This window comes from Curtobacterium sp. MCSS17_006 (genome assembly GCF_003234215.1).
Taxonomy (GTDB): domain Bacteria; phylum Actinomycetota; class Actinomycetes; order Actinomycetales; family Microbacteriaceae; genus Curtobacterium; species Curtobacterium flaccumfaciens.
On the sequence record NZ_QKSO01000003.1, the window covers coordinates 141,110 to 161,105 of the forward strand.

22 protein-coding genes and 1 riboswitch are annotated in these 19,996 nt (G+C 70.8%); of the genes, 9 read left to right on the forward strand and 13 right to left on the reverse strand.

Annotation, left to right across the window (positions count from 1 at the left end):
• Nucleotides 1-59: 59 nt before the first annotated feature.
• The 4 genes from DEJ21_RS04500 to gcvT all read right to left on the reverse strand — a co-directional run bounded on the left by DEJ21_RS04500 (nt 60) and on the right by gcvT (nt 6,685).
• Complete coding sequence (locus DEJ21_RS04500; RefSeq protein WP_110864434.1) at nt 60-1,685, reverse strand: ABC transporter substrate-binding protein; 1,626 nt, start codon at nt 1,683-1,685, stop codon at nt 60-62.
• A 554-nt stretch (nt 1,686-2,239) separates the two neighbouring features.
• On the reverse strand, nt 2,240-5,161 hold the full coding sequence (gcvP, locus tag DEJ21_RS04505) for an aminomethyl-transferring glycine dehydrogenase (protein ID WP_111223836.1): 2,922 nt from the start codon (nt 5,159-5,161) through the stop codon (nt 2,240-2,242).
• Nucleotides 5,158-5,535 carry a glycine cleavage system protein GcvH gene (gcvH, locus tag DEJ21_RS04510; RefSeq protein WP_111223837.1) on the reverse strand — a complete coding sequence of 126 codons (378 nt, stop codon included), beginning with the start codon at nt 5,533-5,535 and terminating at the stop codon, nt 5,158-5,160. Before gcvH ends, gcvP begins: the two co-directional genes overlap by 4 nt.
• 4 nt (nt 5,536-5,539) lie before the next feature.
• Nucleotides 5,540-6,685, reverse strand: coding sequence for a glycine cleavage system aminomethyltransferase GcvT (gcvT, locus tag DEJ21_RS04515; protein ID WP_111223838.1), 1,146 nt, complete (start codon nt 6,683-6,685; stop codon nt 5,540-5,542).
• Nucleotides 6,686-6,734: 49 nt separating this feature from the next.
• Nucleotides 6,735-6,840, reverse strand: a riboswitch (glycine riboswitch).
• Nucleotides 6,841-7,087: 247 nt separating this feature from the next.
• Between gcvT and DEJ21_RS04520 the strand changes: the two genes are divergently transcribed.
• From DEJ21_RS04520 to DEJ21_RS04535, 4 genes are read left to right on the forward strand one after another with little or no spacing between them, the layout of a single operon-like run.
• Entirely contained in the window at nt 7,088-7,462 is a 375-nt protein-coding gene (locus DEJ21_RS04520; protein WP_111223839.1) for a BlaI/MecI/CopY family transcriptional regulator, read from the forward strand.
• Between the two features lie 13 nt (nt 7,463-7,475).
• Nucleotides 7,476-8,213: a M56 family metallopeptidase gene (locus tag DEJ21_RS04525; RefSeq protein WP_111223840.1), complete on the forward strand. Its 738-nt coding sequence runs from the start codon at nt 7,476-7,478 to the stop codon at nt 8,211-8,213.
• Between the two features lie 37 nt (nt 8,214-8,250).
• Entirely contained in the window at nt 8,251-8,733 is a 483-nt protein-coding gene (locus tag DEJ21_RS04530) for an FBP domain-containing protein (RefSeq protein WP_027464546.1), read from the forward strand.
• Entirely contained in the window at nt 8,730-8,984 is a 255-nt protein-coding gene (locus tag DEJ21_RS04535) for a hypothetical protein (RefSeq protein WP_111223841.1), read from the forward strand. The genes DEJ21_RS04530 and DEJ21_RS04535 overlap by 4 nt, the downstream gene beginning before the upstream one ends.
• 46 nt (nt 8,985-9,030) lie before the next feature.
• On the opposite strand, the gene DEJ21_RS04540 is transcribed toward DEJ21_RS04535, so the two are convergent.
• Entirely contained in the window at nt 9,031-9,915 is an 885-nt protein-coding gene (locus DEJ21_RS04540) for a LysR substrate-binding domain-containing protein (protein ID WP_111223842.1), read from the reverse strand.
• Nucleotides 9,916-9,983: 68 nt separating this feature from the next.
• Here DEJ21_RS04540 and DEJ21_RS04545 point away from each other — a divergent pair, with 68 nt between their 5' ends.
• Nucleotides 9,984-10,472: a GNAT family N-acetyltransferase gene (locus DEJ21_RS04545; protein WP_111223843.1), complete on the forward strand. Its 489-nt coding sequence runs from the start codon at nt 9,984-9,986 to the stop codon at nt 10,470-10,472.
• Between the two features lie 63 nt (nt 10,473-10,535).
• Entirely contained in the window at nt 10,536-10,721 is a 186-nt protein-coding gene (locus DEJ21_RS04550) for a hypothetical protein (RefSeq protein WP_017887087.1), read from the forward strand.
• A 28-nt stretch (nt 10,722-10,749) separates the two neighbouring features.
• On the opposite strand, the gene DEJ21_RS04555 is transcribed toward DEJ21_RS04550, so the two are convergent.
• From DEJ21_RS04555 to DEJ21_RS04565, 3 genes are all read right to left on the reverse strand, one after another.
• Complete coding sequence (locus DEJ21_RS04555; protein WP_071404182.1) at nt 10,750-11,130, reverse strand: hypothetical protein; 381 nt, start codon at nt 11,128-11,130, stop codon at nt 10,750-10,752.
• Entirely contained in the window at nt 11,127-11,333 is a 207-nt protein-coding gene (locus tag DEJ21_RS18460; protein ID WP_204166201.1) for a type II toxin-antitoxin system HicA family toxin, read from the reverse strand. Before DEJ21_RS18460 ends, DEJ21_RS04555 begins: the two co-directional genes overlap by 4 nt.
• Nucleotides 11,334-11,524: 191 nt before the next feature.
• Complete coding sequence (locus DEJ21_RS04565; RefSeq protein ID WP_258374877.1) at nt 11,525-12,712, reverse strand: MalY/PatB family protein; 1,188 nt, start codon at nt 12,710-12,712, stop codon at nt 11,525-11,527.
• Between the two features lie 112 nt (nt 12,713-12,824).
• Between DEJ21_RS04565 and DEJ21_RS04570 the strand changes: the two genes are divergently transcribed.
• A complete protein-coding gene (locus DEJ21_RS04570) occupies nt 12,825-13,601 on the forward strand; it encodes an isocitrate lyase/phosphoenolpyruvate mutase family protein (RefSeq protein WP_111223845.1) in 777 nt (258 codons plus the stop codon).
• Between the two features lie 82 nt (nt 13,602-13,683).
• On the opposite strand, the gene DEJ21_RS04575 is transcribed toward DEJ21_RS04570, so the two are convergent.
• Both DEJ21_RS04575 and DEJ21_RS18115 read right to left on the reverse strand, forming a co-directional pair.
• Nucleotides 13,684-15,555, reverse strand: a complete 1,872-nt coding sequence (locus DEJ21_RS04575; protein ID WP_111223846.1) for an amidase family protein — start codon at nt 15,553-15,555, stop codon at nt 13,684-13,686.
• A complete protein-coding gene (locus tag DEJ21_RS18115) occupies nt 15,552-16,361 on the reverse strand; it encodes a hypothetical protein (RefSeq protein WP_111223847.1) in 810 nt (269 codons plus the stop codon). The genes DEJ21_RS04575 and DEJ21_RS18115 overlap by 4 nt, the downstream gene beginning before the upstream one ends.
• A 139-nt stretch (nt 16,362-16,500) precedes the next feature.
• Here DEJ21_RS18115 and DEJ21_RS04585 point away from each other — a divergent pair, with 139 nt between their 5' ends.
• Together DEJ21_RS04585 and DEJ21_RS04590 are read left to right on the forward strand one after the other, a co-directional pair.
• Complete coding sequence (locus DEJ21_RS04585; RefSeq protein ID WP_111223848.1) at nt 16,501-17,112, forward strand: HD domain-containing protein; 612 nt, start codon at nt 16,501-16,503, stop codon at nt 17,110-17,112.
• A 272-nt stretch (nt 17,113-17,384) separates the two neighbouring features.
• Nucleotides 17,385-17,672 (forward strand): hypothetical protein, encoded by a 288-nt coding sequence (locus DEJ21_RS04590; protein WP_017887091.1) that lies wholly within the window; start codon nt 17,385-17,387, stop codon nt 17,670-17,672.
• 163 nt (nt 17,673-17,835) lie between these two features.
• Here DEJ21_RS04590 and DEJ21_RS04595 read toward each other — a convergent pair whose 3' ends face one another.
• From DEJ21_RS04595 to DEJ21_RS04605, 3 genes are read right to left on the reverse strand one after another with little or no spacing between them, the layout of a single operon-like run.
• On the reverse strand, nt 17,836-18,222 hold the full coding sequence (locus DEJ21_RS04595; protein ID WP_111223849.1) for a DUF2510 domain-containing protein: 387 nt from the start codon (nt 18,220-18,222) through the stop codon (nt 17,836-17,838).
• A 37-nt stretch (nt 18,223-18,259) separates the two neighbouring features.
• On the reverse strand, nt 18,260-19,333 hold the full coding sequence (gene ychF, locus DEJ21_RS04600; protein WP_111088238.1) for a redox-regulated ATPase YchF: 1,074 nt from the start codon (nt 19,331-19,333) through the stop codon (nt 18,260-18,262).
• A gap of 59 nt (nt 19,334-19,392) precedes the next feature.
• A complete protein-coding gene (locus DEJ21_RS04605) occupies nt 19,393-19,962 on the reverse strand; it encodes a hypothetical protein (protein WP_111223850.1) in 570 nt (189 codons plus the stop codon).
• Nucleotides 19,963-19,996: the final 34 nt, after the last annotated feature.

The following is a 19,996-nucleotide window of genomic DNA, read 5'->3' on the forward strand; positions in this document are numbered from 1 at the left end:
CCGTCCGGTGATCGCGAAGCAGGATACCTGCTCGCGCTTCGGTCTCTAGGAGACCTGGATCAGTTCTTGACCTCGATGTCGTAGTACAGCGGCACCGAGTTCCAGCCGAACTTGACGTTCGACACGTTGTCCGCGTTCCAGACACCGGTCACGTTGGAGTACCAGAGCGGGATCTCGGGCAGGTCCTCGAACAGGAGTTCCTGTGCCTGGTCGAAGGACTTGTTGCCCTCTTCGACGGTTGCAGCCGAACGGCCCTTGGCGAGCAGCTCGTTGTACTCCTTGGAGTCGTACCGCGAGTAGTTGTTCGACGAGCCCTCACCCATGGTCGGGCCGAGGAAGTTGTACAGCGACGGGTAGTCGGCCTGCCAACCGGTGCGGCTGCCGCCCGTGAGCTTGTCGTTCGTCTGGAGGTCCAGGGCTTCCTGGAACGTCGGGATCGCGTTGCCCTCGGCCTTGATGCCGAGCGTGTTCGAGATCGAGTTCGTGACCGCGGTCACCCAGGCCTCGTGGCCACCATCGGCGTTGTACGTGATGGTGAGCGTGTCGTCGTACTTCGAGATCTTGTCGGCCTCGGCCCAGAGCTTCTTGGCCTCGGACTCGTCGTAGTCCAGGACGTCCGAACCGTCGAGGTCGTCGTTCCAGCCGGCGATCACCGGGGAGGTGAAGTCCTTGGCCGGGGTGCGGGTGCCGTCGAAGATCTTGTCGGTGATCTGCTTGCGGTTGATCGCCATCGAGACGGCCTCGCGACGCAGCTTGCCCTCTTCACCCTTCCAGTGGTCGAGGTAGTAGGGCAGGTAGATCGCCTGGAAGATCGCGGCGGGCTGGTTGACGTTCGAGTCCGGGAAGTCGGACTTGTAGGTCTTGAACGCGCTGTCCGGCACGGCGTCGAGGACGTCGAGGTTGCCGCCCTGGGCGTCGGAGTACGCGGTGTCCTGCGAGGCGTAGAACGTGATCGTGAGACCACCGTTCTTCGGCTTGCGCTTGCCCTCGTAGTCCTTGTTGGTGACGAGCTTGATGGACTGGTTGTGGGTCCAGGCCTTCTTGCCGTCGAGCTTGTACGGACCGTTGCCGATCGGGTTCTCACCGAAGGCCTTGGTGTCGTCGTAGAACGCCGACGGGAGCGGCACGAACGCCGAGTAGCCGAGCGACAGCGGGAAGTCGGACTGCGCCGACTTCAGCGTGACGGTGAACTCGTCGTCGTCCACGACCTTGAGGCCGGTGAGCTCGGAGTCCTTGTCGGCGTTGTAGCCCTCGATGTTCTCGAAGAAGTAGCTGGCGCCCTGGGCGTTCGACTTCTGGGCTGCCCAGTTCCACGCCTTGGTGAACGACTCGGCCGTGACCTTCTCGCCGTTGGTGAAGGTGTAGCCGGTGTTCAGCGTGATGTCGAACGTCTTCGAGTCATCGGTGTCGATGCTCTTGGCGACCTCGTTGACCGGCTTGCCGTCGGCGTCGTACGAGACGAGGCCCTCGAAGAGCGAGTCGATGATCTTGCCGCCACCGGTCTCGGTGGTGTTCGACGGGATCAGCGGGTTCTGGGGTTCGCTGCCGTTGGTGGTGACGATCCCGGACGCGTTCGCCGAGCCCGAGCCACCCCCGTCGGAGCTGTTGCTGGAGCAGGCGGTCAGGGCGAGTGCTGTGGCCCCGAGCACGGCGAGGGCGGAAAGCCCGGCGCGCTTCTTGATCAAGGTTCCTCCTGGTGCATGGGACGCGCAAGGGCACAGCGGTGTCGCCCGGGCGCGTTTGACCTTTGCAGCGTAGGCAAGGTGAACAGCGGCGTCCAAACCCAGGGGCGAACGGTTACACGCCGGTAACCAACTTGCACGATCCTTGCGACAAGATGCAACATTCGCGCGCGTGCCAGTGAAGGGTGCGTTTTTGTTGCATCCGCATGAAATCCATTGCACTCCGTCACACTTCTGTGCAAGTCGGGGGACGGCCGAGCATCGCTCAGGGGTACGGCTCGGGGGCTGCGTCGAGCGGTCAGGACATGCCGTGGGTGGCGCGCCGAGTGGTCACGAACTGTCGGTGGGAGCGGGTCCGGACGACGGTTCGTGACCGCTCGGCGGAACTGAGCGGGGTGTCGTGACCGCCCGGGACACGACCGTGCCGCGTCGGACCCCGCCCGACCCCGGCCGACCCCGGCCGGACACGACCGTGCCCCGCCCGGAGGACCGGACGGGGCACGAGGCGCTCGGTGACGGAGCGCACGGCGACGACGGGGTGTCGGCGCCGGTCGGGATCAGGCGAACGCCTCGATCGGCGGGCACGCGCACACCAGGTTGCGGTCCCCGTACGCCTGGTCGATGCGGCGCACCGGCGGCCAGTACTTGCGGCCGCTGATGCCCGGCAACGGGTAGACGGCCTGCTCGCGGGTGTAGGCGTGCGCCCACTCCCCCGAGATCACCGACGAGGCGGTGTGCGGCGCGTGCACGAGCGGGTTGTCGTCCGCCGGCCACTCCCCGCGCTCCACCGCCGCTGCCTCGGCCCGGATCGCGAGCATGGCGTCGACGAAGCGGTCGAGCTCGGCGAGGTCCTCGCTCTCGGTCGGTTCGACCATGAGCGTGCCCGCCACCGGGAACGACATCGTCGGCGCGTGGAACCCGTAGTCGACCAGGCGCTTCGCGACGTCGTCCACCGTGATGCCGGTGGTGTCCCGCAGCGGGCGGAGGTCGAGGATGCACTCGTGCGCGACCAGTCCGTCGTCGCCCGTGTACAGCACCGGGAACGCGTCGCGCAGACGGGCAGCGATGTAGTTCGCCCCGAGGACCGCGGCCTCGGTCGCACGGGTGAGGCCCTCGAGCCCCATCATCCGCACGTACGTCCACGTGATCGGCAGGATGCTCGGGCTGCCGTACGGCGCCGCACTGACCGGGCCGCCGGCGTGGGCCAGCCGGTCGTCCGCCTCGGCAGCGGTCGCACCGGAGCGCCGGTCGGCCTGCTGCGCGAACGGGTGACCGGGCAGGAACGGTGCCAGGTGCGCCTTCGCGGCGACGGGGCCCACGCCGGGGCCGCCACCGCCGTGCGGGATGCAGAAGGTCTTGTGCAGGTTGAGGTGCGACACGTCGCCGCCGAAGTCACCGAAGCGGGCGTGGCCGAGCAGCGCGTTGAGGTTCGCGCCGTCGACGTAGACCTGGCCGCCGGCGTCGTGCACGGCGTCGCAGATCTCGCGGATGTCGTGCTCGTAGACGCCGTGGGTGGACGGGTACGTGATCATCAGCGCCGCGAGGGTGTCGGCGTTGGCGGCGACGCGGGCCCGGAGGTCCTCGAGGTCGACGTTGCCGTTCTCGTCGCAGGCCACCACGACGACCTTCATGCCGGCGAGCACGGCGGACGCGGCGTTCGTGCCGTGCGCGCTCGACGGGATCAGGCAGACCGTCCGGTCCTCGTCGCCACGAGCCTGGTGGTACCCACGGATGGCCAGCAGGCCGGCGAGCTCACCCTGGCTGCCGGCGTTCGGCTGCAGGGACACGGTGTCGTAGCCGGTGACCTCGGCGAGCCACGACTCGAGGTCGCCGATCATGTCGAGGTACCCCTCGACGTCCTCGCGCGGTGCGAACGGGTGGATGTTCGCGAACTCCGGCCAGGTCACGGCGGCCATCTCGGTCGCCGCGTTGAGCTTCATCGTGCAGCTGCCGAGCGGGATCATGCCGCGGTCGAGCGCGTAGTCCTTGTCGGACAGGTGCTTGAGGTACCGCATCATGCGGGTCTCGCTGCGGTGTGCGCTGAACACGGGGTGCGTCAGGTAGTCGCTCTCGCGCTGCAGGGCGGCCGGGAGGCCCATGGCCGCGTCGCGCACGGCGGTCTCGGTCGCGGGGACGGTCACGTCCACCGCCCCGAGCACGCCCGCCAGCGCCGCGACGTCGTCGGGCGTGGTCGTCTCGTCGACGGACAGCTGGAACGTGTCGGCGTCCACGACGTGCAGCAGGTAGCCAGCGTCCTGCGCTGCCGCGACGATCGCCTCGGAGCGACCGACGGCCCGCAGGGTGAGCGTGTCGAAGAAGGCGTCGTGCACGACCTCGACCCCGGCGTCACGCGCCACGGCGGCGAGCGCACCGGTGGTCCGCGCGACCCGGCCGGCGATGAACCGCAGGCCCTCGGGCCCGTGGTAGACCGCGTACATCGATGCCATCACGGCGAGCAGGACCTGCGCGGTGCAGATGTTGCTCGTCGCCTTCTCGCGGCGGATGTGCTGCTCGCGGGTCTGCAGGCTGAGGCGGTAGGCCATCTGACCGTCGGCGTCGAAGGACACCCCGACCAGGCGACCGGGGAGCTGGCGCTCGAGGCCGGCGCGCACCGCGAGGTAGCCGGCGTGCGGGCCGCCGAAGCCGAGCGGGACGCCGAAGCGCTGGCTCGTCCCGACGGCCACGTCGGCACCCAGGTCGCCGGGGCTGGCGAGCAGGGTCATCGCGAGCAGGTCGGCCGCGACGACGGCGATGCCGCCACCGGCGTGGACCCGCTCGATGACGGACGACGGGTCGACGATGCGGCCCGAGGCGCCCGGGTACTGCAGGATGACGCCGAACGCGCCGTCGAGCTGGTCGTCGCTCGGGCCGGCGGCAGCGTCGAACGCGCGCAGTGTGATGCCCACGGCGTCGGCACGGTGGTCGAGCAGTGCACGGGTCTGCGGCAGCAGGTCGGCGTCGACGAGGAACGCGTCGCCCTTGACCTTGGACGCACGGCGGGCGAGGAGCATGCCCTCGACCACTGCGGTGCCCTCGTCGAGCATCGAGGCGCCGGCGGTGGCCATGCCGGTCAGGTCGGACACCATCGTCTGGAAGTTGATGAGTGCTTCGAGGCGGCCCTGCGAGATCTCCGGCTGGTAGGGCGTGTACGCCGTGTACCAGCTCGGGTTCTCGAGCACGTTGCGCTGGATCACCGCGGGCGTGTGGGTGCCGTGGTAGCCGAGGCCGATCATGGCGCGCCGGACGGTGTTGCGGCCGGCCTTGGCGCGGAGTTCGGCGAGCGCCTCGGTCTCGCCGACGGCGGCCGGGATCACCGAGTCGGCGACGGGGCCGACGTGGATGGACTCCGGGATCGCCGCACGGACCAGGGCGTCGAGCGACGGCTGCCCGACGACGTCGAGCATGGCCTGCTGGTCGGCCGGGGTGGTGCCGATGTGGCGGTCGGCGAAGGACGTCTGGAGGTTCTCGAACGCGGTCATGCGATGGAGGCCCGGTACGCCTCGTGGTCCATCAGGTCCTCGGGGAACGAGGTGCCGTCGACCTTGATCTTCACGAGCCAGCCGGCACCGAACGGGTCCTGGTTGACGGTGTCGGGGGTGTCGACGACGGCGTCGTTGATCTCGACGACCTCGCCCTCGATCGGGGCGAAGAGCTCGCCGACGCTCTTGGTCGACTCGATCTCGCCGATCTGGTCGCCGGCGGTGGTGGCCGTGCCGACGGCGGGGAGCTCGACGTAGACGACGTCACCGAGCTGCTCGGCGGCGTGGTCGGTGATGCCGACGGTGACGGTGTCGCCCTCGACGAGCAGCCACTCGTGGTCGGCCGTGTACTGGAGTGCGGTCTGGTCGGTCATGGGGTCAGCCTTTCGAGGCGCGGCGGTAGAAGGGGAACGCGGAGACCGTGCTGGGGACGGCAGTCCCGCGGACGTCGATGTGGAGGACCTGTGCCCCGTCCGACACGGCGGCGAGCGCGGCCGGGTCGACGAAGGCCATCGCGACGGGGTGTCCGAGCGTCGGCGAGAGCGCGCCCGAGGTCACGGTGCCGACGACCGTGCCGTCGAGCACGACGTCGTAGCCGGCGCGGGGAGCACGGCGGCCCTCGGTCACCAGACCGACGAGCACCCGGGCGTCCGCGGACGGGGTGGCGCCGGCCGCGCCGACGAAGTCGCCGTCCTTGGCGACGACGCGGCCGAGGCCGGCCTGGGCCGGACGGACGTCGGTGCCGAGCTCGTGCCCGTAGAGGGGCATGCCGGCCTCGAGTCGCAGGGTGTCGCGCGCGGCGAGCCCGGCGGGGACGACGCCGCGGTCGGCACCGGCCTCGAGCAGGGCGTCCCAGAGCACCGGGGCGGTGTCCGGGTCCGTGTAGACCTCGAAGCCGTCCTCGCCGGTGTACCCGGTCCGGGCGACGAGCACGTCGGCACCGTCGAACAGCGCGTGCAGCACGCGGTAGTAGCCGAGTTCGTCGAGCGGGGTCTCGGGCTGCAGGCGGTCGGCGACGACGAGCGCGTCGAGCGTGCCGGCAGCCGCGGGGCCCTGGATCGCGACGAGGGCCGTCGTGTCGGAGTCGTCGGAGACCTCGACGTCGAAGCCGTCGGCCCGGGCGGTGAGCGCGGTGACGGCCACGTCGCGGTTGGACGCGTTCGCGACGACGAGGAAGACGTCGTCGTCGGTCCGGTACACGACGAGGTCGTCGAGGATCCCGCCGTCCTCGGCGAGCAGCAGCGAGTACTTGGCGCGGCCGATGGGCATCGTGCCGAAGGAGCCGGCGAGCGCGTGGTCGAGGAAGGCGACGGCATCGCTGCCGGTCACCCCGATCTCGGCCATGTGCGACAGGTCGAAGACGCCGGCGGCCTGGCGCACGGCGTGGTGCTCGGCGAGGTCCGACGAGTAGCGCACGGGCATGCGGTACCCGGCGAAGTCGGTGAAGGTCGCACCGGCGGCCTCGTGCACGGCTTCGAGCGGCGACGAACGCTGACCCGGCGTGGGCAGTGGGGACGGACTCATGGCGGAGTTCTCCTGGCATCGGCAGGGCCCGGCGACGATCGCCGGGTGGAACTCCCCCTCTGTCATGGGCCTGAGAGTTTCACCGCGGCCCGTGAGGTCCGGCGGCTTTCACCGTGGGCGAGACGACCGAGCGTCTGCTTTTCAGAGTGGCCTGTCCGCTGCGGTGTGGGACCTGAGAGATTGACGGGGGGATTGCTCCTTCGGTGCCGTGCGTGCGCCCGAGGGCACGACGTACCCGAGGGCACGATGTACCCAGAGGCACGACGTACCCGGAGGTACGTGCACGGCGTCTCCCGCGACGGATGAACGGCCGGTGTGTTCAGTTGTCCGCGACGAGCATACCGAGGCCGCGTTTCGAGCGTGTGTCGCAAGCGGGCCTTCGACATCTCGTAGAATGCGGGGATGGCCGGACAACGATCGCGCCCCCGCGGGCAGCTGGAGCAGGCGGTGCTCGATGCCCTCCGCTCCGCCGACGCCGGGCTCCCCGCGCGCCAGGTGCTCGACGCGTTCCCGGAACCCCGCCCCGCGCTGACGACCGTCCTCACCGTGCTCGACCGACTCGGCCGCAAGGGCCAGGTGGAACGGGAGCAGCACGACGACGCTCCCCTGACATTCCGCGCCGTGCACAGTCGTGACGAGCAGACCGCGTCGCTGATGTCGAGCGCACTGGCCGCGTCGTCCGACCGCGAGGCCGCACTGCTGCAGTTCACCGGCTCGCTCGCCTCGGACGACCTCGAGGCCCTGCGCCGCGCCCTCGACGCCCGCGCCCGCTCCTGACCGGCCGCACACCGTGGTCGTCGCCGGCATCGCGCTCATCGTCCTCGCACTCGCGGTGGTGGTGTTCGCGCCCCGGATCCTGACCCGTTCCGCCTGGACGATCGACCTGCCCCGCACCGCGCTGGTCTGCTGGTCGGTCGCTGTCCTGCTCGGCGTCGTCGGCTTCGTGGCCGGCATCACCCTCGTGGTGCTCGCCGACCGTCCGGTCACCGAGCTGTTCGGCGGGGACGGCTCCCCCACGCACGGCTTCAACGTCGGCGTCGCGCTCCTCGCGGTCGTCGCGTTCGTCGTCGCGGTCCGGGTGCGCCCCGGCCCGGAACACGAGGCCGTCCGGCAGGCGATGCGTTCCGGCGTCGCCCCGCACCGCGAGATCGACGGCACCCCCGTCGCCGTCGTCGAGGCCGACCACGCACTGGCGTGCGCCGTGCCGGGTCGGAGCGGTGGCGTCCTCGTCAGCACCGGCTTGGCAGACCGGTTGCGCACCGACGAGCTGGAGGCCGTGGTCGCCCACGAACGCGCCCACCTGACCCAGCACCACGCGGCTGCGGTCGCGGTCGCGGAATCGATCGAGCGTGCGGTCCCGTGGGTGCCTGGTGCGCGCGCCATGGCGCGGTCGACGCGTGTGCTCGTGGAGTTCGCCGCGGACGACGCGGCGGCCCGTCGCGTCGGACGCGACGCCCTGCGCCGGGCGGTGCTGGTGGCGGACGGCAGCAGCGCGCTCGGGGCGATCCGCGCCTCCAGGCTGTCGTAGCGCCCCTGTCGGAGGCGAGGCATAGGGTGATCGCACCGTGAAGCCACTGACCGAAGCCGACATCCGATCGTCGTTCGTGAACGCCACCCCCGACGAACTCGCACAGCTGCCCATCCCGGGCCTGCACGAGACGCTCTGGGACGAACGCGAGTTCCTGGGCTGGCGCGACCCGCAGGCCGCCCGCCGCGGGTACATCGTGTCCTGGATCGACGAGCGCCCCGTGGGCATCGTCGTCCGGTCCGCCGGTGGCTCGCTGCGCCCCGGCATCGCAGCGATGTGCTCGTTCTGCCACTCGCCGCAGCCCGCGACCCAGGTCCGGCTGTTCTCTGCAGCGCGTGCCGGCGAGTCAGGGCGCAACGGCAACACGATCGGCACGTACATCTGCGAAGACCTCGGGTGCCCGATGCTCATCCGCACCGCGCCCCCGCACCTGAACCCGCCCGCGACCATCGCGATGCGTGGCGCCTCCCTGCTGCAGCGCGTGCAGAACTTCACCGCGGACATCACCAAGACGGCGTGAGCCGGTTCGGCACCGCCCGCTGGGCCGTGGTCGAGGAACTCGGCGACGGCCGGTGGCGGCTGACGCTGCGGGACGAGGCCGACGACGAACTCGGCGCGTTCGGTCTGGGCGTCGAGGGGCCGTGGGACCCCGACGTCGAGCCGCACGTCGGGTTCGTGCTCGTGCAGCTCGGCTTGACGCTGCGCGGAGCTCGGCCGTGGCACATCGACGAACTCGGTGACCACCGGGCGCCCGTCCTGTCGCTGGGCTGAGCGAGGACGCCCGACCGGCGTTCGCTCGCGCAGCCGGTCCGCTCGGTCAGTCCGCGGCGACGAAGTTGCGCAGGATCTCGCGGTCGTCGTCGGCGCGCATCGCCCAGGCGAGCTCGCTGCGGTGGTCGCTGCCCTCGAGCGGCAGGAGTGCCACCGTGTCGGGTGCAGCGAGCGCGGCGCTCTCCGGCGCCACCGTGACACCGAGGCCGACCCCGACCAGGTGCAGCACGGTCGCCCAGGTCGTGGCCTCCTGCACGATGACAGGCAGCCGGCCACCGGCGGTGACCGGCGCGAGGTTGCGCTCGGTCGCCAAGGCCCCCGCGACCGCAGGGAAGAACACGAACGGCTCGTCGACCAGCTCCGTGCCGCGGATGCGATCCCGATCTGCCAACCGGTGGCCGCGCGGCACAGCGGCGACGAAGGCCTCGGAACGGAACGGCAGCAGCCGCACGGCGGGGTCCGGGTCGGCATCGCGGACGACGGCGAGGTCGAGTTCGCCGCGCACGATCCGTGCCAACAGGGTCGACGAGTACCCCTCGGTCAGTTCGACCCGGACCAGGGGGTAGCGCTCCCGGAACGCCTGCACACGTTCGATCGGGCCGAGGGGCAGCGCGGAGACGACGAACCCGACGTCGAGCCGACCGACCTCGCCCCGCCCGACCCGCACCGTCTCGTCGAGGTCCCGTCGCACCTGCCCGAGCAACGACCGCGCACGGCCCTGCAGCACCCGGCCGGCGGCGGTCAGGGCGACGCTGCGGCTGGTCCGGACGAACAGGTCGACGCCGAGCGCGCGTTCGGTCCGCCGGATCTGCTGGGACAGTGCGGGCTGCGCGATCCGCAGCTGCTCGGCCGCGCGGCCGAAGTGCAGCTCGTCGGCGACGGCGAGGAACGCCCGCAGCTGCCTGAGGTCGACGTCCGGTTCTCGATCCATGCACACAGGCTATCGATCAGCTCGAACGAGTATTGGACGTGACTGCATCGTCGATTGAGGATGGATGCATGCCCGAAGCGACCTCCACCGTCACCATCACCGACCTCGCCACCTCCGCGGATGCCGCGGCGTTCCGCACGCTCAACGAGGCCTGGATCACCCGGTACTTCACCCTCGAGGACGAGGACCGCGTGTTCCTCTCCGATCCCGTCGGCCGGGTCGTGGAACGGGGCGGGGCCGTCCTGGTCGCCCGGCTCGACGACCAGGTCGTCGGGTGCATCGGGGTCGTGCCCACCACCCCCGGCGTGTTCGAGCTCGTGAAGATGGCGGTCTCCCCCGACCACCAGGGGCACGGCACCGGGCGGAAGCTCATCGCCGCGGCGCTCGACCGGGCACGCGAGCTCGGCGCCCGCCGCATCGACCTGGAGAGCAACGCGCAGCTCACCAGCGCCGTGCACCTGTACGAGGCGTTCGGGTTCCGGCACCTGCGCGCGGACGAGATCACCCCGAGCCCGTACGTGCGGGCCGATGTGCACATGACCCTCGACCTGCGCTGACGTTCGACCTGCGCCGACGTTCGAACTGCACTGACGGCGGCCCGGTCCCGGTACGCTCGCGGCATGGCGACGTACGAGGTGCAGGCGGTCCGCGAGGCCGGCGCGTGGCAGGTCTTCATCGACGGCTTCATGGTGACCGAGGTGTCCCGGTGGCCGTCCGTCGGGTTCGTGGCCCGCGAGCTCCTCGCGATGGACCGTGACGACGACCTGCGCATCCGCGTCGTCGGCCGCAACCAGTACGTGGCCTGACCCCGGCGGAGCGCGATGACCCGGGCGGTCAGCGAGCCGCGGCGACGAGCTGTTGTGCTCGCTGGTGCGAGACGTGGAGCAGCGGTCCGATCTCACGCACCGTGAGTCCGGACTCGTGCAGGACCAACGCCGCGGCGGCCGTCTCCTTGGCTGCCTCGATGCGTGCGCGCTCGGACTCCTCGCGGAGCGCCACTGCACGGTCCAGGTGCGCCTGCGCCGCTTCGGGCATCGCCACCTCGACGACGAGTTCGAAGGACTCCGGATCGCGGTCGTCGTTCATCAGCGAGAGCCAGTCGCGGGCCATCAGCTCGATCTCTCGTTCGCGCTTCGCCTGGGTCCGGATGACGCCGTCGATCCAGATCACCCAGTACTTCTTGCCGCGCTCCGCGCGCACGGTGTGTCGGCTCATCGTCGCCCATCTCCTCGTCGGTCGCAGTCACGGAGGATGCCGCGCGCCGTCATCTCCTCCACCTCTCGGTGTCTCGGAACGACGACCGTGTTCCGACCGAAGCGGAACAGGTCGTGGCTCCCGCCGTGGCGGTGGAACACGAACTCGACGTCGTTCTCGTCAGCCTTCCGAGCGAGCCGGCGGAGCAACTCCGTGCGCTTCACCGTAGCTGGCCAACCGTGACGAGGCAATCTTGCCTATCTCGATTGGACATGGTCGGATCGGATCTCTGCATGCACCGACCGTGGCGCTCCGCGGAGCACGATCCAGGACACCCAACGTGATCTGTGGACAGATTTCAGCAACGGCGAGTTGTGGAGGACGAGCCTCCCGGCACGCGCCGGTCAGGAGCAGGTCAGGCGACGTGCCAGACCAGTCCCTCCTGCGCGCTCGACGGGTACGCCGAGGCGATCCGGAACACGGCCTCGCGCAGGGTCTCCGGTGAGCACGCCAGGTTGAGCCGGACGAACCCGCGCCCCTCGGACCCGAACCCCAGCCCGGAGTTGAGCGCGACGTACGCGTTCTCGCGCAGCGGCACCGCGGGGTCGTCGCCGAGGCCGATGCCGCGGAAGTCGAGCCACGCCAGGTACCCGGCGCGCGGCCGCGTGTAGACGACCCCGGGCAGGTGCTCGGCGAGGAGCTTGGCGAGCAGCCGGTCGTTCGCCACGATGCGCGCCACGACGTCGTCGAGCCAGTCCGTCGCCAGGGTGAACGCCGCCAGGTTCGCGTGCAGCCCGAGGATGCTCGTGCGGCAGGCGACCTCCTCCCACAGGGTGTCGAGGAGCGCGGCGGTCCTGGGATCGCCGGCGACGATGACCGAGCACTTCACACCGGCGAGGTTCCAGCCCTTGCTCGCCGAGGTCACGCACACGCTCCGGGCACCGAGCGGCTCGGCGACGGCGGCGAACGGGGTGAACTGCACGCCGGGGTGGGTCAGGGGTGCGTGGATCTCGTCGCTGATGACGAGGACGTCGTACTTCGCAGCGAGTTCGGCGATCGCGACGAGGTCGGCCCGGTCGTGCACGAGCCCGACCGGGTTGTGCGGGTTGCAGAGCAGGAAGACGCCGACCCCGCCGGCGAACGCGCGCTCGAGGCCCTCGAGGTCGAGCCGGTACTGCCCCCACTGCTCGAGCAGCGGGACCTCCTCGACCTGACATCGGGCCTCTTGGACGAGCTCGAAGAACGGCGGGTACACCGGCGGCGTGATCGCGACGCGGCCGCCGTCGGGCAGCGCGAGCCGGAGCGACTCGACGATCCCGACACTGACGTCGGTGGCCAGGTGGATCCGCGACGGGTCGATCTGCCAGCCCCAGCGGTCCAGCGCGAACTGCGCGAACGCGGGAGCGAGCGGACCGGGGCCGTCGAGGTACCCGAGGTCGGACTGCGAGACCCGTTCGATCAGGGCCTGCCGGATCGCCGGGGCGACGTCGTGGTCCATCTCGGCGACGAACAGGGGCAGCACGTCGGGCGCGGACCGCGTCCACTTGATGCTCGTCCGGACCCCGCGGAGCGTGCCGACCGGGTCCTGCTCGTCGCTCGCCATGCGTCCCAGCATGCCCCTGCCAGGAGGCCCGGCGCGACTCCCGACGTCATCCCACGTCGTCTTCGGCTGGGCTTGCGGCCGGGGGCCGCCCCGTCGGCCTACTGTCGGCAACATGAGCACGAGCACCGCCGACAAGGCCGTCACCCTCAAGCAGCTGCACGAAGCCCCCGAGATCCTGCGCGTCGTGAACGTGTGGGACGCGATCACCGCCAAGGTCGTCAGCGACCTGCCCGGCACGAAGGCGATCGCCACCGCCGGGCACTCGATCGCCGCCTCGTACGGGTACGAGGACGGCGGGATGTCCCTCGACCTCGCCCTGTCCGGGGCGGCGATCGTCGCCGCAGCCACGGACCTGCCGGTCACCGCCGACCTGGACGACGGCTACGAGGACCCCGCCGAGACGATACGCCGCGCCATCGGTTCCGGCATCGTCGGCGCCAACGTCGAGGACCGGCTGCGTCCCTTCGACGATGCGGTCGCCCGCGTCGCCGCGATCACCGCAGCGGCGCAGGCCGAGGGCGTCGACTTCCAGCTGAACGCCCGCACCGACGCGATCGTGCGGGGCGGCGAGCGCCCGATCGACGAGAGCATCGAGGACGCGATCGCCCGCGGCAAGGCGTTCCTGGACAACGGCGCCGCCCTGGTCTTCGTGCCCGGAGCGATCGAGCGTTCCGTGGTCGAGCGACTCGTGGCCGGTCTGGGCCGCGGCAAGCTCTCGGTCATCGGCCTGCCCGGCGCCCTGCCCGCCGCGGAGTACGAGGCCCTCGGCGTCGCCCGCATCTCCTACGGTCCGCTCACGCAGCGGGTCGCGCTGCGCGCGCTCCGCGACCTGGCGACCGACCTGTACGCCGACGGCGTCGTGCCGGAGGACACCCCGACCCTGAACTGAGCCCAGTGCAGACGGGAGGCCCGGTGCCAGCTGGCACCGGGCCTCCCGTCTGCATGTGGTCGCGTCACGCGACTCGCTCAGCTCAGCCGAGCGCCGGGTACAGCGCGGGCGTGGTGCGCGCGTGCGTCTCCTGCTCGAAGGCGTAGCCGAGGCCGATGACCGTGCTCTCGTCGAACGAGCGGCCGAGGAACTCCAGGTTCACGCCGGCACCGGTGATGGTGTTGTCGTCAGCGGTCGCCTGGCCCATCGGGACGGTGATCGCCGGCATACCGGTGTTCGGGCTGAGCCGCATGTTCGTCGACTGCGTGCCGTACGGCGTGCCCGACGGGTAGACGAGCGCGTCGAGGCCCTGGTCGTCGAGCATCTGCGTCACGAGCTGCTTGCCGGTGGCGAGCTGTGTCGTGTGCGACCCCGTCGGTCCGGCCCACGCCTGGTACTGCGTGTCGGTGATCAGATCGCGCGACTGGTAGGTGCTCTTGCGGCTCGGTACGTACTCACCCGAGGCCAGGATGCCCTGCAGGGAACGTGCGGTGACGTCGGGGTCGAGGTGCTTGGCGACGTACTCGTCCAGGTCCTGCTTGAACTCGTTCGTGCTGCCGCTGCCCTCGGACAGGACCCGGTTGAAGGCCGTCGTCGCGGTGATCGGGACGACGGTGGCACCGGCGGCCTCGAGCTTCGCGACGGAGGCGTCGAACAGGCGCTTCGTCGTGGCGTTCGTCCCGACCATGCTCGTCACGTAGCCGATGCGGGCGCCCTGCAGGGAGTCGGCGTCGAGCGATGACGTGTACGACGTCGGCACCTTGCCGGCCTGCGCACTCGTCGCCGGGTCCGCTGCGTCCACGCCGGTGACGGCGTCGAGCGCGACCGCCGCGTCGGTGACCGAGCGCGTGATCGGGCCGCCGGTGTCCTGCGACAGGGCGAGCGGGATGATCCCGTCACGGCTCGTCAGTCCGACCGTGGGCCGGATGCCGACGAGCTGGTTGTACGTCGACGGCACACGGATCGAGCCGCCGGTGTCGGTGCCGAAGCCGATCCCCGCGAGGTTCGCGGAGATCGCCGCACCGGTGCCGCCGCTCGAGCCACCGGCCGTCTGCGCCGTGTTGTACGGGCTGGCGACCAGGAGCGACGAGCCGGCGGACTGGTTCGACGAGAACTCGGAGACGAAGCCGAAGGCGAACTCGTCGAGACTGGCCTTCGCCAGGATCACGGCGCCGGCGTCGCGCAGGCCGGTGACCATGGCGGCGTCGGTGTCGGTCTGGTTGTCGTCCCAGCAGCCGCAGCCACCGGTGGTCGGCATGTCCTTCGTGTCGTAGTTGTCCTTCACCGCGATCGGCACGCCGAGCAGCATGCTCGTCATCCCGTGCTCGGCGCGCTCGGCGTCCGCGGTCTTCGCGGCGGCCAGGGCGTCGGCGTTGGTGGTGACGATCGAGTTGAGCGGGCGACCGGTCGACGCGGTGTCGACCTTCGCGCGGTCGTAGGCGGCGATGCGGTCGAGGTAGTCCTCGGTGATCGCGACCGACGTGGTGACGCCGGCGTTCATCGCGGCCTGCATGTCGATGGTCGACGCCTCGACGAGCTGGAAGGGGCCGTCGTCGTAGATCATCCGCTGGGACAACCCGGCCAGGTCGGCGACGGTGATGGTGCCGTCGCCGTCGGTGTCCGCGGCGCTGACCGTCGCCCAGTCGGTGCTCGCGGTCGTCGCACCGAGGTGGTCGGTGAGCACGGCGAGGTCGGCCTTCGTCACCTGGTCGTCGCCGGTCAGGTCGAGGTCCGTGTAGTACGGCGCGAGCATGGCGGCGGGGCTGGCGTCGACGGCCGCGGGTGCTGCGGCGGCCGTGATCGCGGGAGTCGCGGCGAGGACGGTGCCGACGAGGGCGATCAGCGAGGCGCCGGCGACGGTGGTGCGCTTCTTGCTGGAGGCCCGCTTCGTGGCGGCCTGCTTCGTGGCGGTCATGCGGAGGCTCCGGTGCGGTCGCGGCGGGCACGACGGGCCCGCAGGGTGATCAGGGTGCCGCCGGCTGCGAGCAGGGCGATGGACGCGGCGATCCACGGCGCGACGTCGGCGCCGGTCCAGGCGAGGTCGCCGCCGGTCGGACGGTCGTCCCCGCCGGCTGCCGCCACGGCGGTGGCGCCGCTGGTCGGGTCGGTGCCCGGGGCGGTCGGGTCACCGGGGGCAGTGGGTGCATCCGTTCCGCCACCGGCACCGGGCTGTGTGGTCGCTCCCGGGGTCGGCGTGGCCGTCGGGGCGGTGGTCGCGGCCGCGGCGACCACGACGGTGGTGCTCGCCGGGTCGTCGAGGGTCGTCGACGTGCCGTCGGAGCCGACGAGGGTGATGCTCGTGACGTCGAGGTCGACGCTGCCGACCGCGGTCGGGGTCAGCGAGATCGAGGTGGTCAGGTCGCCGTCGAGTGCCGGTGAGGTGCCGAGGCGGGTGTGCACGATCGTCAGGGCGTCGCCGTCCTGCTCGACTGTGTCGAAGCCGCCGTCCGGGCCGGTGACGCTGTCGTCCCGGTACTGCACCGAGTCGGCCTCGAGGGTGATCTCGTACGCGTAGACGTCGGCGGTGTCCGGGATCGTCAGGTCGACGTCGAACGCCGTGCCGACGGTCACGGTGGCCGGGGCGTCGATGGTGGCGGTGGTGGCGGTGGGCGCTGCCTGGGCCGGAGCGGCCGTCAGGACGGCGAGGCCGAACGCCCCGGCGGCGACGAGCGTCGAGGAGACGATCGTCGCGCGTGGGCGCAGCCGTGGTCGGTGCTGCATGGGCGCAGTTCCTTCGGGTGGGGTGGAGGGGTGCTGAGCGGGTACTCAGTGAACCGAAAGCTAACGGGGCGCTGTTTCCGGTTCTGGCCCGGCACGTTTCCGCCCCGTTACGGCTCGTCCCTGCCGCTACTGTCGTGCCATGTCGGTCGATGTCGAAGCCCTGCTCACCCCGCCCTCCCCCGTGGCTGCGCGCGCACTGGACGTCGTGCGGGCATGGTCCGAACCCGCCCTCGTGCACCACTGCCTGCGCTCGTGGGCCTGGGCCGTCCTGCTCGCCCCGACGGTCGACCTCGAACCGGACCCCGAGCTGCTCTTCGTCGCGACGATGCTCCACGACCTCGGCGTGACCCCGTCGTTCGACGCCCACGGGGTGCCCTTCGAGGACGCCGGCGGCGCCGTCGGTTCGGTCTTCGCGCTCGGTGCCGGGTGGGACGCCGTGCGAGCCCGTCGGGTCGGCGAGATCATCGAGCGGCACATGTGGCGGTCCGTCGACCCGGAGCTCGACGCCGAGGGGCACCTGCTCGAGGTGGCGACCTCGCTCGACGTCTCCGGCGTGGGCTTCGACAGTTGGTCGTCGGACGCCTTGCGGGACGTCACGGCCGCGCTGCCCCGCCTGGACTTCTCGGCGTCGTTCGACGGGCTGATCCGCGAGCAGGCCTCGCGCAAGCCGTCGTCCGCGGCCGCTCGCCTCGACGGCTCGGGCAACGTGGTCGCAGGCGGGGAACGCTGGGCAGCCATCCTGGCGTCCTGACGCCCGTTCCGGTCGCTCGCTGGACTTCTCGGCGGGGTGGGCGTATAGTTTCTGGTTGGTGCACTGCAGCGAACCCATCTGACTCGCGCACACCAACCTCTCGACACCGACTCACCCGAGTCGCATTCCACTCGAGACACCGCTCGATCCGAACGGACGAGCTGCACGTTGAAACTCGACGTGCGCGCCCCGCACTCGATGCGTCGCGCTGGACTGAGACGTCCGCCGACACCGAGTCGCCCTGGCGCCGAATGACCAGGAAGTACAGCACCATGACCAGCAACGAACGAATCACCGTGTTCGGGACCGCACTCGCGGCCCCGACGATCACCCCCGACCGCATCGCCGAGTTCCCGGTGCGCGACGACCGCTCGCAGCGCGAGTACCTCGTCCGCATCGCGGCCGACGACCTGGGGACCTTCGTCACCCGGGGCACCCGGCTCGACGCCGTCGGCGAAGCCGGCTGGACCGTCCCGGGCCGCTCCTGGGCGGGCGAGGCCAGCCGAACCCTGCTGCAGGCACAGTCCGTGCAGGCGGGCGAGATGGCCCTCGCGGCCTAGGTCCACCAGCACCACCACGAAGCGCCGCCGAGTTCGCTCGGCGGCGCTTCGTCGTTCCCGAGGCAGCGTGGGTGACTGCGGGCTTCGTGCGAGGTTCCGTGAATCGTGCGAGGCGGCGGTCGTCGCACCGTTCACGGAACCTCGCACCGTTCGTGGCATCGACTCAGTTCAGGCGCTCGAAGACCATCGTGGCCTGCACTCGGTCTCCGCCGCCGAAACCCGTGCTCCCCGAGGAAGCCGTCGTGATCGTGTGCAGCCGGTACCCGAGCGCAGCCTGCGCGTTGATCGCCTTCTCGAGCTCGGTGAGGTTGCCCGAACCGGTCCCGAAGAACTTCTCCTTGAGCACCACCTGCAGCACGACGTAGCTCATGCCGTTCTGTGCCGGACGCGGCTGACCACCCGAAGCGGCTTCCGCCTGGATCCGGCCGATCACTCCACCGGCACCCGACGCGGGCGCCTGCTGCTGCACCTGCTCCGTCCACGCGGAACCGTCCCACCACCGCATGGCGCCGGAGCCGTCGTCGTACCACCCTGCCTGTGCATTCGTCATGCGCTCATCCTGGCGTACGACGAACCACGCCGGCAGATCAGTTGTTGAAGCGGAACTCCACCACGTCGCCGTCCTGCATGACGTAGTCCTTGCCCTCGATGCGAGCCTTGCCGGCAGCGCGGGCCTCAGCGATCGAGCCGGTCTCGACCAGGTCGTCGAACGAGATGACCTCGGCCTTGATGAAGCCCTTCTCGAAGTCGGTGTGGATGACGCCGGCAGCCTGGGGAGCCTTCCACCCCTTGCCGATCGTCCACGCACGGGCTTCCTTCGGACCGGCCGTCAGGTAGGTCTGCAGCCCGAGGGTGTCGAAGCCGATGCGCGCGAGCTGGTCGAGCCCGGACTCGGTCTGCCCGGTCGACTCGAGCAGTTCGGCGGCGTCGGCCGGGTCGAGGTCGATGAGCTCCGACTCGACCTGGGCGTCGAGGAACACGGCCTGCGCCGGGGCGACGAGCGCGGCCAGTTCGGCCTTGCGGGACTCGTCGGTCAGGATCGCCTCGTCGACGTTGAACACGAAGATGAAGGGCTTGGCGCTGAGCAGGCCGAGCTCGGCGATCGGCGAGAGGTCGATCTTGGTGGCGGACAGCAGCGTGCCCTGCTCGAGCGCGGCACGGGCCTCGCGAGCGGTCTCGAGCACGACCGGCTCGGCCTGCTTGAGCTTGAGCATCTTCTCGTACCGCGGGAGCGCCTTGTCGATGGTCTCCATGTCGGCGAGGATCAGCTCGGTGTTGATGACCTCGAGGTCGTCCTTCGGGGAGACCTTGTTCGCGACGTGCACGACGTCGTCGTCGGTGAAGCCGCGGACGACCTGCGCGATGGCGTCGGCCTCGCGGATGTTGGCGAGGAACTTGTTGCCCAGGCCCTCACCCTCGCTCGCGCCCTTGACGATGCCCGCGATGTCGACGAACGACACCGGTGCCGGCACGGTCTTCTCCGAGTGGAAGAGCTCGGCGAGCTGGTCGAGCCGCGAGTCGGGCAGGTTCACCACCCCGACGTTCGGCTCGATCGTCGCGAACGGGTAGTTCGCGGCGAGGACCTGGTTCTTGGTCAGGGCGTTGAACAGGGTCGACTTGCCGACGTTCGGGAGTCCGACGATTCCGATGGTGAGAGCCACGGAAGAAGAGCCTACCGGCGGCGGCCTGTCGGAGCCGACCCGGGCCTCCAGTCCGTCCGTCAGTACAGCGGACGCGGCCCGTCCATCGGGGGCCGCAGGGCCGTGATGCGGCGCTCGACGACGTCGAAGACGTCGGCCTGCAGCCGCTGCGATCGCCGCCAGTCCACCGGCACCTGGAGCGAGTGGTCGGCACGGTCGACGGTCTGGAGGCGCGCAGCAGTCCCCGAGACCCGCTCGGGCCGCCACATGGTGTCGTCTCCACCCCCGATCGCGACGTGCACGTCGGTGGCGGCGGCGAGCGCTGCCGCGACGTCGTCGTGGGTGAGGACCGGCGTCAGCCAGACCCCGGGCACCTCGTGGCGGATCGCCCACGGCAGGGCGAAGCAGCCGAACGACTTCGCGACGACGAGGTCGGGCAGCCGGTCCCCCAGGGCGGCGGCGAGAGCGGTCTCGACGAACCCGACCGGATCGGCACCGGCAGCGTCGTCGACCTGCCATCGTGGCGCGACGACCTCGCAGCCTGCCCCGGCGGCGATCTCGCTCGTCCACCAGAGCAGCGGCGCCTGCTGCCCGTAGCCGGACCCGGCGAGCACCAGGACGAGCGGACGGCGGTCGGTCTCGTTCCCCATGCGCCGACAGTAGCCACACGCAACGCCGAGGGGA

Coding starts and splice junctions, on each gene's coding strand:
- DEJ21_RS04565 (WP_258374877.1), bottom strand. CDS start 12,712: ATGGCGAGCGACGAGCAGGACCCGGTCGGCACGCTCCGCGGGGTCCGG.
- DEJ21_RS04550 (WP_017887087.1), top strand. CDS start 10,536: ATGGCGACGTACGAGGTGCAGGCGGTCCGCGAGGCCGGCGCGTGGCAG.
- gcvH (WP_111223837.1), bottom strand. CDS start 5,535: ATGACCGACCAGACCGCACTCCAGTACACGGCCGACCACGAGTGGCTG.
- DEJ21_RS04540 (WP_111223842.1), bottom strand. CDS start 9,915: ATGGATCGAGAACCGGACGTCGACCTCAGGCAGCTGCGGGCGTTCCTC.
- DEJ21_RS04575 (WP_111223846.1), bottom strand. CDS start 15,555: ATGACCGCCACGAAGCAGGCCGCCACGAAGCGGGCCTCCAGCAAGAAG.
- DEJ21_RS04605 (WP_111223850.1), bottom strand. CDS start 19,962: ATGGGGAACGAGACCGACCGCCGTCCGCTCGTCCTGGTGCTCGCCGGG.
- DEJ21_RS04545 (WP_111223843.1), top strand. CDS start 9,984: ATGCCCGAAGCGACCTCCACCGTCACCATCACCGACCTCGCCACCTCC.
- gcvP (WP_111223836.1), bottom strand. CDS start 5,161: ATGACCGCGTTCGAGAACCTCCAGACGTCCTTCGCCGACCGCCACATC.
- DEJ21_RS04555 (WP_071404182.1), bottom strand. CDS start 11,130: ATGAGCCGACACACCGTGCGCGCGGAGCGCGGCAAGAAGTACTGGGTG.
- DEJ21_RS04520 (WP_111223839.1), top strand. CDS start 7,088: ATGGCCGGACAACGATCGCGCCCCCGCGGGCAGCTGGAGCAGGCGGTG.
- DEJ21_RS18115 (WP_111223847.1), bottom strand. CDS start 16,361: ATGCAGCACCGACCACGGCTGCGCCCACGCGCGACGATCGTCTCCTCG.
- DEJ21_RS04595 (WP_111223849.1), bottom strand. CDS start 18,222: ATGACGAATGCACAGGCAGGGTGGTACGACGACGGCTCCGGCGCCATG.
- DEJ21_RS04570 (WP_111223845.1), top strand. CDS start 12,825: ATGAGCACGAGCACCGCCGACAAGGCCGTCACCCTCAAGCAGCTGCAC.
- gcvT (WP_111223838.1), bottom strand. CDS start 6,685: ATGAGTCCGTCCCCACTGCCCACGCCGGGTCAGCGTTCGTCGCCGCTC.
- DEJ21_RS04585 (WP_111223848.1), top strand. CDS start 16,501: ATGTCGGTCGATGTCGAAGCCCTGCTCACCCCGCCCTCCCCCGTGGCT.
- DEJ21_RS04590 (WP_017887091.1), top strand. CDS start 17,385: ATGACCAGCAACGAACGAATCACCGTGTTCGGGACCGCACTCGCGGCC.